Source organism: Rhizobacter sp. P5_C2 (genome assembly GCF_054049715.1).
This window is the reverse complement of sequence record NZ_JBFULV010000170.1, coordinates 1-7947: the sequence shown is the minus strand read 5'-3', so window position 1 is coordinate 7947 and position 7947 is coordinate 1. Positions and strand designations below refer to the sequence as shown.

12 protein-coding genes are annotated in these 7947 nt (G+C 70.9%); 6 read left to right on the top strand and 6 right to left on the bottom strand.

Annotated elements, in window-relative coordinates:
- From ACXJLU_RS31825 to ACXJLU_RS31800, 6 genes are all read left to right on the top strand, one after another.
- On the top strand, positions 1–1046 hold a 1046-nt coding region (locus ACXJLU_RS31825; protein WP_457337749.1), incomplete at its 5' end, for an efflux transporter outer membrane subunit.
- A 104-nt stretch (positions 1047–1150) separates the two neighbouring features.
- On the top strand, positions 1151–1420 hold the full coding sequence (locus ACXJLU_RS31820) for a BufA1 family periplasmic bufferin-type metallophore (RefSeq protein WP_457337748.1): 270 nt from the start codon (positions 1151–1153) through the stop codon (positions 1418–1420).
- Between the two features lie 7 nt (positions 1421–1427).
- The gene (locus ACXJLU_RS31815; protein WP_457337747.1) at positions 1428–2321 is read left to right on the top strand and encodes an MbnB/TglH/ChrH family RiPP precursor modification enzyme; all 894 of its coding nucleotides are present in this window, start codon (positions 1428–1430) and stop codon (positions 2319–2321) included.
- Complete coding sequence (locus ACXJLU_RS31810; RefSeq protein ID WP_457337746.1) at positions 2318–3151, top strand: HvfC/BufC family peptide modification chaperone; 834 nt, start codon at positions 2318–2320, stop codon at positions 3149–3151. The genes ACXJLU_RS31815 and ACXJLU_RS31810 overlap by 4 nt, the downstream gene beginning before the upstream one ends.
- A complete protein-coding gene (locus ACXJLU_RS31805) occupies positions 3148–3615 on the top strand; it encodes a DoxX family protein (protein ID WP_457337745.1) in 468 nt (155 codons plus the stop codon). The genes ACXJLU_RS31810 and ACXJLU_RS31805 overlap by 4 nt, the downstream gene beginning before the upstream one ends.
- A gap of 66 nt (positions 3616–3681) precedes the next feature.
- Positions 3682–4776: an NAD(P)/FAD-dependent oxidoreductase gene (locus ACXJLU_RS31800; protein WP_457337744.1), complete on the top strand. Its 1095-nt coding sequence runs from the start codon at positions 3682–3684 to the stop codon at positions 4774–4776.
- On the opposite strand, the gene tolA is transcribed toward ACXJLU_RS31800, so the two are convergent.
- The 6 genes from tolA to ACXJLU_RS31770 all read right to left on the bottom strand — a co-directional run.
- The gene (gene tolA / locus ACXJLU_RS31795) at positions 4738–5583 is read right to left on the bottom strand and encodes a cell envelope integrity protein TolA (protein ID WP_457337743.1); all 846 of its coding nucleotides are present in this window, start codon (positions 5581–5583) and stop codon (positions 4738–4740) included. The genes ACXJLU_RS31800 and tolA overlap by 39 nt on opposite strands.
- 25 nt (positions 5584–5608) lie before the next feature.
- Entirely contained in the window at positions 5609–6034 is a 426-nt protein-coding gene (gene tolR / locus ACXJLU_RS31790) for a protein TolR (protein ID WP_073465492.1), read from the bottom strand.
- Position 6035: 1 nt separating this feature from the next.
- Positions 6036–6764 carry a protein TolQ gene (tolQ, locus tag ACXJLU_RS31785; RefSeq protein WP_073465493.1) on the bottom strand — a complete coding sequence of 243 codons (729 nt, stop codon included), beginning with the start codon at positions 6762–6764 and terminating at the stop codon, positions 6036–6038.
- Complete coding sequence (gene ybgC, locus ACXJLU_RS31780) at positions 6761–7171, bottom strand: tol-pal system-associated acyl-CoA thioesterase (RefSeq protein ID WP_457337742.1); 411 nt, start codon at positions 7169–7171, stop codon at positions 6761–6763. Before ybgC ends, tolQ begins: the two co-directional genes overlap by 4 nt.
- Positions 7172–7232: 61 nt before the next feature.
- Positions 7233–7631: a TssQ family T6SS-associated lipoprotein gene (locus tag ACXJLU_RS31775; RefSeq protein WP_457337741.1), complete on the bottom strand. Its 399-nt coding sequence runs from the start codon at positions 7629–7631 to the stop codon at positions 7233–7235.
- Positions 7628–7947 (bottom strand): PEGA domain-containing protein (locus ACXJLU_RS31770; protein ID WP_457337740.1); only part of this gene is annotated, 320 nt, incomplete at its 5' end. The genes ACXJLU_RS31775 and ACXJLU_RS31770, both read right to left, overlap by 4 nt.

Genomic DNA, 7947 nt, shown 5'->3' with positions numbered 1-7947 from the left:
CGTCGGTGTCGCCGTCGACCGTCTACAGCGCCGGCCTGAGCGCGAGCTACGAGGTCGACCTGTTCCAGCGGGTCGGCAACGGCGTCAACGCCGCGAAGGCCGATGCCGAGCAGGTCGAGGCGAGCTACCGCTCGGTGCTGCTCGCGCTGCAGGCCGATGTGGCGCAGACGTACTTCGCGCTGCGGGCGCTCGATGCCGAAGCGGCGCAACTCGATGCGACGCTCGCGCTGCGCACCGAGAACGTCCGCCTGATCGGCAAGCGCTTCCAGGCCGGTGACGTTGCCGAGCTCGACGTGGCGCGCTCGCGCACCGAGCTGTCGACGCTGCAGGCCGAGGTGGTCGCGCTGCGCGGCAGCCGGTCGCGGCTCGAGCATTCGCTCGCGCTGCTGCTCGGCCAGGCGCCGGCCGGCTTCAACTTCGACAACCAGCCGCTCGCGATGGATGCCACCGTGCCGGTGGTGCCGCCCGGTTTGCCGTCGGCCCTGCTGGAACGCCGGCCCGATGTGACGGCCGCGCAGCGCAGCATGGCGGCGGCGACGGCGCGTGTCGGCGTCGCCAAGTCGGCGCTGTTCCCGGCGCTCGCGCTGACGGCCAACGGCGGCTATGCCTCGACCGAGTTGAGCGACCTGTTCAAGACCAACGCGCAGTCCTGGCTGACCAGCCTGGTGTTCTCGCTGCCGATCATCGACGGCGGGCGCAACAAGGCGGCGGTCAAGCGGGCCGAGGCGCAGCTCGAAGGCGCGGTGGCCGATTACCGCCAGTCGGTGCTGCTGGCCTTTGCCGACGTGGAGGACAACCTGTCCGGCCTGCGCTCGGTGCGCGAGCAGGTGGGTTTCACCGACGCGGCCGTGTCGTCGGCACGCCGTGCAGCCGAACTCGCCGACAAGCGCTACCGCGCCGGCGAGGACAGCTACCTGCAGCTGCTGGAAGCACAGCGTGACCTGCTGACCATCGAGCGGCAGGCGGTGAAGCTGCGCGGCACCTGGGCCACCACCACGGTCGGCCTGATCCGCTCGCTGGGCGGGGGTTGGGAAACCACCCAATGACGGAATGCCCGCTTCTGCGGGCATGATCGGGGCCTGATGTAAGACGACCCGCCCGAGTTCGACTCAGGCGGGTCGTTTCAACTTTCATCGATAGGAGAACCCCCATGAACAACCGTCTGATCGCTTCGTCCGCCCTCGCTTCCGTGCTGGCCCTGGGCCTGTTGGGCCAAGCCAACGCCGCCGACGAGAAGGCCAAGGAAAAGTGCTTCGGCATCGCCCAGGCCGGCCAGAACGATTGCGCCAACGCCTCGGGCTCGCACTCGTGCGCCGGCCAGTCGAAGGTCGACAAGGGCGCCGACGAATGGAAGTACGTCGCCAAGGGCACCTGCGCGAGCCTGGGCGGCAAGACCGCCGAAGAAGCCAAGAAGAAGTGAGCCCGCGGTGAGCGCCGCCGCGCGGCCGGCCGCCGACCGCTGGGTCGGCATCGGCCTGCGCCAGCCTCACTATGCCGAGTTGCTGGACCGCCCCGAGGCGGCGCCGCCGCTCGGGTTCGTCGAGGTGCATTCCGAGAATTTCTTCGCCGATGGCGGCGCCGCGATGGCGGTGCTGCACGCGGCGCGCTCGCGGTGGGACGTGAGCCTGCACGGCGTCGGGCTGTCGCTCGGCTCGGCCTGCGGGCTCGACCCGTGGCACCTCGATCGGCTGGCCCGGCTGGCCGAGCGCATCGAGCCGGTGCGCGTCTCCGACCATGCGAGCTTCGCCCGCGCCCCCGGCGACCTGGCGGGTTCCGCCACGCTGCACGCCAACGACCTGCTGCCGCTCGCGTTCACCCGCGAGGCGCTCGACGTGATGGTGCGCAACGTGACGCAGGTGCAGGAGCGCTTGCGCCGGACGATCCTGGTCGAGAACCTGTCGGCCTACCTCGCGTGGACCGACCAGGAAATGAGCGAGCCCGAGTTCTTCAACCAGCTGACGCGGCGCAGCGGCTGCGGGCTGCTGCTGGACGTGAACAACCTGGTCGTCAACGGCCTGAACCGCGCGCGCGACCGTGAGGGCAATGCGGTGCGCGAAGCCTGCGACTGGATCGACGCGATCGATGCGGCGAGCGTCGGCGAGATCCACCTGGCCGGCTACCTCGAACTGCCGGATATCGTGATCGACGATCACGGCAGCCGCGTGCACGCGCCGGTGTGGCAGGTGTTCGCGCACGCGATCGGGCGGCTGGGGGCGCGGGCGACGCTGGTCGAATGGGACACCGAGCTGCCGCCGCTGGCCGTGCTGCTCGACGAAGCGGCGCACGCCGGCCGCCTGATTGCCGAGGCGGGCGCCCGATGAACGAGCTCGACCGCCAGCAGGCCTTGCTGCGCAGCCTGTGGGCGCGCGACGACGGCGCGTCGCTGGCCGGCGCGGTCAGCGAGCAAGGGGCCAGGCTGCTGCGCGGCTGGCAGGCGTATCAGGCGAACGGCGGCGCCTCGGCCGAGCGCGCGCTGGCAACGCGTTATCCGACCGTGCAGGCGATGCTGGGCGAGGAATCGTTCGGCGCGCTGGCGCGTGCGTTCTGGCAGGCGCAGCCGCCGCAGCGCGGCGACCTGGCCGAGTTCGGCGAGGCCTTGCCCGGCTTCATCACCGCGAGCGACCAGCTGGCCGATGTGCCCTACGTGGCCGACAGTGCGCGGCTCGATGCGCTGGTCGCGCGCTGCGAGCAGTCGGCCGACATCGGATGCGACACCGCGAGCCTCGCGTTGCTGGCGCAGGCCGATCCTGCCGAACTCACGCTGACGCTGGAGCCGGCGGTCGGCCTGCTCTCCAGCGCGTGGCCTGCGGCGAGCCTGTGGCTGGCGCACCGTCCGGGCGACGAGGCGGCCCGCCACCTGGATGCTGCCCGTGAAGCGCTTGCAGCCGGGCGCGGCGAGCACGCGCTGGTGTGGCGCGATGGCTGGCGCGCGCAGGTGCGGCCGATCGGCGAGGCCGACGCGCGCTGGACGCAGGCGCTGCTGGATGGCGTGCCGCTGTCCTCGGCCCTGGATCGCGCCGGCGAAGCCTTCGCGTTCGAACCGTGGTTGTTGCAGGCCGTGCAGCACGGCTGGCTGACCGGCGCCCGGGCTGCGAAAGAAAGCACGCTCCCCGCCGACCAAGCCCCATCGAATCGAAAGAAACCACCATGAGCCTCACCCCCTTGCTGACCCTGTGGCGCCGCTTCGTCGCGGTGCTCGAATCGCTGCAGCCGGTCGCGCAGCTGGCGGCGCGGCTCTACGTCGCGCACGCCTTCTTCCTGTCCGGCCTGACGAAGATCCGCGACTGGGACACCACGCTCGCGCTCTTCAACGACGAGTACCACGTGCCCTTGCTGCCGCCCGAGCTGGCGGCCATGATGGGCACCGGCGGCGAGCTGGTGCTGCCGGTGCTGCTGGCGCTCGGGCTGGCCGGACGCTTCGCGGCGCTCGGGCTGTCGGTGATGAACGTCGTCGCGGTGCTGAGCCTGGCCGAGATCGCACCGGCCGCGCTGCAGCAGCATCAGTTCTGGGGCAGCCTGCTGATCGGGCTGGCGCTGTGGGGCCCGGGCCTGCTGTCGCTCGACCGCCTGATCAGCGCCCGCTGGGGCATTCAGCGGGGCCTGGCAGTGCACTGACGGCCGAGGCCGGCGCCCGGGGCACAATGCGGGATTGCACCCGCATTGCTTGCCCACCTCCCCTCGATGAAGCATCTCGTTCTGCTGGGCGCCGGACCTGCCCACCTCCAGGTGCTGCGCGAGTTCGCGGCGCAGGCGCTGCCCGCCGCGCAGGTCACGCTGGTGGCGCCGTCGCTGCGCCCCATGTCGCAGGCGGCGCTGCCCGGCTGGATCGCCGGCCGCCGCAGCCTCGATGACAGCGTCACGCCGCTGCTGCCGCTCGCGCAGCTGGCGCGGGTGACGCTGCTGGAAGGCGAGGTGGAGTCGCTCGACGCCGCAGGCCGGCGCGTGACCCTGGTCGGCGGCCAGGTCATCGACTACGACGCGCTGAGCCTGGACCCTGCGCCGGCGATGGACCGCGATGCGATCTCCGGCACCCGCGAACATGCCCTCTTCATGCAGCCCACCGAGCAGTTCGTGCGCCTGTGGGATGCGCTGCTCGCGCTCGCGCAGCAGCGCACGCTGAGCGTGGTCGTCATCGGCTCGGGCATCGCCGGCGTCGAGCTGTCGCTCGCGGTGCAACGGCGCCTCGGCAAGCGCGCCCGCGTCGCGCTGGTCACGCACGGTGGCCCGCCGCTGCCCGACTTTCCGTCGTCGGCGCAAGGCCGCATGCACCGCATCCTGAAGCGCCGCAACGTCACCTTGTTCGAGGAAGAGTGCGTCGCCGTCGGTGCACGGCAGGTGATGGTCGGCGACGGCATGCGGCTGGTCTGCGATGCGCCGCTGCTGGCCCTGCCCGGCCGCCCGCCGTCGTGGGTCGAAGGCAGCGGGCTGCAGCGCGAACCCGAAGGCGGCGCAGTGGGTGGCGCGGTGGTGGTGGGTCCCACGCTGCAGAGCGCGTCGCACCCCGAGGTGTTCCGCGGCGATGAAGATCCTGTGGCGCTCGCGACCAACCTGCGCCGCTTCGTGGCCGGTGGTGCGCTGGTCACCGCGAAGACCACCGGCCCGGCGCTGCGCTGGGTCGACTGCGGCGATGGCGATGCGCTCGTCAGCTGGGGCGCGTGGTCGTTCGAGGGACGCTTCGTGGCTTGGCTGCTGCGGCGGCGCGAGCGCGGCGCAGGGGCGCGCCCGGGGCTGCCTGCCTCACATGTCGTTCGGCCGGAAGCCGACGACCAGCGGTGACGGTACGCGACCGTTCTCATCAGGCGGCAGCTTGGCGGTCTTGTCGATCGCGCGCAGCACGGTCTCATCCCACTCCTTGATGCCACTGCTCTTCGTGACGACTCGGCTGACGATGGTGCCTTCAGGGGTGGTGCGAATCTCGACTTCGACGCGCGGATTGCCTTCTATGGGAGCGATCAGCGTGATGTTGGGCAGTATCGCGCGGAAAATTTTGCCGCCGTAGTTCGCCGACGGCGCCGCGTCGCGCGCGGCGTTGCCTGTGCTGGTCGCCGCGCCGGTGGCGCCGGCCTGGCCGAGGATGCGCTCGAGCTGCTTCTTGCGCTGGTCTTCGGTCTGCGCCGTCTGCCGCTCGAGCTGCTCCTTCTTCTTGCGGTCGGCCTCGGCCTTGGCATCCGCGAGCCGCTTGGCTTCTTGCGCCTTCTTCTCTTCGACTTCCTTGTCCTGTTGGGCCTTCAGCTCCTTCTGCTTGGTCTTCTCCTTCTCGATCGCGATCTGCGGATCGGGGGCAGGGCGGGGCGGTGGCGGAGGCGTCTCGACCTTCGGCTCGGGCGCGGGCTTCGGTGCCGGCGGTGGTGGCGCGGGCGGCGGCTCGACAGCCTTCGGCGCAGCCACCTGTGGCACGGCGGCCCACAGCTCCGCCGCGACCGCCACGGGTTCGCTCGACTGCCAGTTCACGCCGAAGGCCAGCGCGGTGACCAGCAGCACGTGCGCGCCGGCCGCGAACGCGAAGCCGGCACCGACGCTGTCGGCGTTGTCGGGCCGCAGCGCGTCGTGCTCGCGGAACTTCAGGAGGGTGGCGGTGCTCATCGCAGCGTCAGGAGCGGTCAATGCGTCAGATCCCGGTGTTCTTGACCGACAGCCCGACGCGCAGCACGCCGGCGCGCTGCAGCGTGTCCATCACGCGCACCACCGCCTCGTACTTGACCTGCCGGTCGGCCGAGATCACGACCGGCGATTGCGCGTTGCCGCCCTGCGCCTCCTTGACGGTGGCGGCCAGCGCGGTGAGCTTCAGCGGCGACGGCTCCTTGCCGTCGACGCGCAGCTTCAGGCTCTCGTCCTTGCCGACGACGACCTCGATCACGTGCTCGGGCTGCTGCTTGCTCTTGCCGACGGTCGGCAGGTCGACGACGCCGGTGGTGATCAGCGGCGCGCTGACCATGAAGATGATCAGCAGCACCAGCATCACGTCGATGAACGGCACCATGTTCATCTCGGAGATGGTGCGGCGGCGCGAGCCGCGGCCGGCGACGGCGGGCATCTCAGCGCACCCCGGCCGGGCCGGCCGAGGCTCCTGCGCCGGCCGGGCCCGCGGGCAGCGGCTGCGTCGCGTTGCGCTGCAGGATGTTGGAGAACTCCTCGATGAAGGTCTCCAGCTGGATCGCGATGCGGTCGATGTCGCGTGCGAAGCGGTTGTAGGCGATCACCGCCGGGATCGCGGCGAACAGGCCGATCGCGGTGGCGACCAGCGCCTCGGCGATGCCGGGGGCGACGGTCGCGAGCGTCACCTGCTGCAGGTTCGACAGCCCGACGAAGGCATGCATGATCCCCCACACCGTGCCGAACAGCCCGACGTACGGCGACACCGAGCCGACCGACGCGAGGAACGACAGGTTCGATTCGACCGCGTCGAGCTCGCGCTGGAAGCTCGCGCGCATCGCGCGCCGCGAACCGTCGAGCAGCGCGCCGCCGTCGATCACGCGGCGCTCGCGCAGCTTCATGAACTCGCGCATGCCCGACGCGAAGATGCGCTCCAGCGGCGCGCTGTGCGCCTTCTGCGACGCCGCGTTGAACAGGTCGTTCAGGTTCTTGCCGGCCCAGAACTCGCGCTCGAAGTCCTCGTTCATCGTGCGCACGCGGCGCAGGCCGAACAGCTTGCCGAAGATCACCGTCCAGCTGCCGAGCGACACGAGCATCAGCCCGGCCATCACGAGCTGGACCACGAAGCTGGCATGCAGGACGAGGCTGATGATGGAGAAGTCTTGGTTCATGCGATGGCGTCGAGGATGTCGTTGGGAATGCGGCGTGGCTTGAAGGTTCCGGTGTCCACGCAGCCGATGCGGATCTCGCCCTCGGCCAGCGTCTGCGCGCCGCGGCGGGCCTGCTGCGCAAGCCGCAGGCTGGCACGCCCCGATTCGACCACACGCACGCTGACCTCGAGCAGGTCGTCGAGCCGGGCCGGGCTCAGGTAGCGCACGCGGGTGTCGGCGACGACGAACATCGCGCCGCCTTCGGTGCGCATGCGCTCCTGGTGGAAACCGAGCGTGCGCAGCCATTCGGTGCGGGCGCGCTCGAAGAACTTCAGGTAATTGGCGTAGAACACCACGCCGCCGGCGTCGGTGTCTTCCCAGTAGATGCGCAGCGGGTGGATGAAGGCGGGAGCTTCGTTGGACGTCATGGGGCGCGAACAGCAAGCCGCAGGGGCCGCCCACGCGGAAACCCGCGCGGTGCGGCGCCGATTATGGCTGCACGCGCTTGTAGACCGGTCCCCAGGCGGGGTGACCTTGTTCCGACTTGTTCAGCGCGAAGGCCGGGTCGGCCTGGCGCGCAGCGCGGAAGGCGGCCTCGCAGTCGCTGGTGCGGCTGCTGGTGCAGTAGATGAACGCGAGGTGCTTGTGGGCGGCGGCGCGGTCGCGCGGCGACACCAGGCCGGTGGTCAGCGCGAGATTCAGCTGCTTCTCGGCCTCGGGGTACTGGCCGTCTTCGTAGGCACGGATGCCGCCCTGCAAGGCCCGTTCGGCGGGCCGCGAGGTCACGTCGAGCAGGCCGACGGGCGGGGGCGGGGTCTGCGCGCAGCCGGCGGCCAGCACGGCAGCAGCCAGGGTGGACACCAGCATCGCGACAGGAAGCAGTCTCATGATCCGAATCGGTATTTGAGGTTGACCGGCTGGCCCGGCACGACATTGACCGTCGAACTGTAAGGCGGAAAGTCGTCGTTGCGAATGGTCACCACATGGCGGCCCTCGGCCAGCGTCAGCTCGTTCAGCGGCGGCGCGGTGCCGACCGACTTGCCGTCGACCTCGACCTGCCCCCACGGGCTGATCGCGAGCCGCACGACGCCGGTGGCGGCGACGGCCGGCGCGGCCGCGGCAGCGCGTTCACGGGCCTCGCGGGCGCGGCGCTCCTTCAGCGTTTCCTTCGGCGGCAGCGGCTTGCGCGTGGTGTCGGCGCCCG